Origin of the sequence: Gallibacterium salpingitidis (assembly GCF_001678495.1) — a bacterium.
GTDB classification, from domain to species: domain Bacteria; phylum Pseudomonadota; class Gammaproteobacteria; order Enterobacterales; family Pasteurellaceae; genus Gallibacterium; species Gallibacterium salpingitidis.
In genome coordinates this window covers 1-1,889 of record NZ_JTJL01000096.1, presented here as the reverse complement: position 1 = coordinate 1,889, position 1,889 = coordinate 1, and the positions used below count along the sequence as shown (strand labels likewise).

The following is a 1,889-nucleotide window of genomic DNA, read 5'->3' as shown; positions in this document are numbered from 1 at the left end:
TACACTGTTCCCAAGCGTAAGAAGATTTTGAAAGTGTACTTAGTTTATCTAATTGATTTTATTTGTTTTTTATTTATTGAAAAAAGATGGGGGATGTATAGAGGTAACAGAGGTTCATACAAAATTGCCTGAATAAGTCTATTCAGGCAATTTGAATGGAAAGATAAATTTCTAGTTAGTGAGTTTTACTCCTAAGATTTCGAGCTGTTTATTAATTTCTGCTTCGAGTTGAGCAATTTCAGCTTTATCTGCTGCAATTTTGCTTAATACATCTTCAAGATCGATTTCAGGTTCTTCTTCAAAAGTATCGACATATCGAGGGATGTTGAGATTAAATTCATTTTGTTGGATCTCTTCCTTTTGTGCAATATAAGCAAATTTTTCTATTGATTGGCGATTAATATAAGCATTAAGAATGGCATCAATATGTTCAGAATTAAGATAGTTCTGATTTTTACCTTTATCAAAATGTTGGCTCGCGTCAATAAACAAAATATCTTTATGCTGACGATTTTTTTTCAAGACTAAAATACAAGTTGGAATGGAAGTACCAAAGAATAAATTAGCAGGTAAACCGATAACTGCATCGAGATAATTTTTTTCAATTAAAACTTTACGGATATGTCCTTCAGCAGCACCACGAAATAATACGCCATGTGGTAAAACAATAGCAGCTGTACCATTCTCATTTAAGTGATAGAGACAATGTAGAATAAAAGCAAAATCAGCTTTAGATTTTGGCGCCAATTTACCATATTCAGCAAAACGAGGATCTTTTAATTTACGCTCGTGATTATCCCAATTAGCTGAATACGGTGGATTAGCAACGACGGCATCAAAACGTCTTGGACGATCAATTCCACTAGCATCAATACCGTCTGGCCAGTCTGATTCTAAAGTATCGGCATTAGATAAGGTCATATTATTGAAACTAACTCCGTGCATCATTAAATTCATTCTTGCTAGGTTGTAGGTAGAAGTATTTAATTCTTGACCATAATATTTTATTGCCCCTTCTTTTTTACCATTAGGTAAAGCGTTTCCTACAGTAAGTAATAATGAACCTGAACCACAAGTTGGATCGTAGACGGTAAATGTATTTTCATTTTGGATATTATTTGTAACAAGCCTTGCTAAAATCTGGCTTACGGCGTGAGGAGTATAAAATTCGCCACCTTTTTGTCCTGCATTCGCTGCAAATTTACTAATTAACTCTTCATAGATTTCTCCTAAAATATCCCGTCCGCTCTCGTCTTTATAATGAATTTCGTTTACAAGTAAGACAACTTTATTTAATGCTTTAGTTCGATCAACCGTTGTATTTCCTAGTTGGCTACTTCCAAGATTCAAATCATTAAATACACCACGGAAATCTTTACTAGCTTCAGGGTTTAGCTCACTATTGCGGTTAAAGCTATCAAAAATATCTTGGTAATCTCTTGGCGTGATTTGATTATTATTAATTTTGTTGATTAATGTTTGCCATGTATAGGCAGGTTCGATCGCATAACCCAATGTTTGACTAATATCTGCTAAATAGTCAGCAAGTTCCTCACCATTGGCTTCTTCCATATAGGCATCATTTATAGATTGCTCGGCTTTTGGGCTAATAATATTGTGTTCAACTAGATAATTCTCTTGATGTTCAGAAAGATAACGGTAAAAAATGAACCCTAGAATATAGTTTTGATAAACACTCGCACTCATATTGCCACGAAGTTCGTTTGCCATTGCCCAAATTTGATTAGAAATTGTTGATACATTACTCATTTTTTGTCCTTAGTTGATTAAATTTGTTAATTTCTAGCTAAACTTTATACAAACATTTGCTGCAGAAGAGCCTTTTTTAATTGCTCATAATTTTCTAACTCTCGCTTATGAAGAGTAAT

1 protein-coding gene is annotated in these 1,889 nt (G+C 33.6%); it reads right to left on the bottom strand.

The features are described 5' to 3' along the window. Positions 1 to 171: 171 nt before the first annotated feature. The gene (locus tag QS62_RS11800; RefSeq protein ID WP_066110410.1) at positions 172 to 1,770 is read right to left on the bottom strand and encodes a type I restriction-modification system subunit M; all 1,599 of its coding nucleotides are present in this window, start codon (positions 1,768 to 1,770) and stop codon (positions 172 to 174) included. Positions 1,771 to 1,889 lie beyond the last annotated feature (119 nt).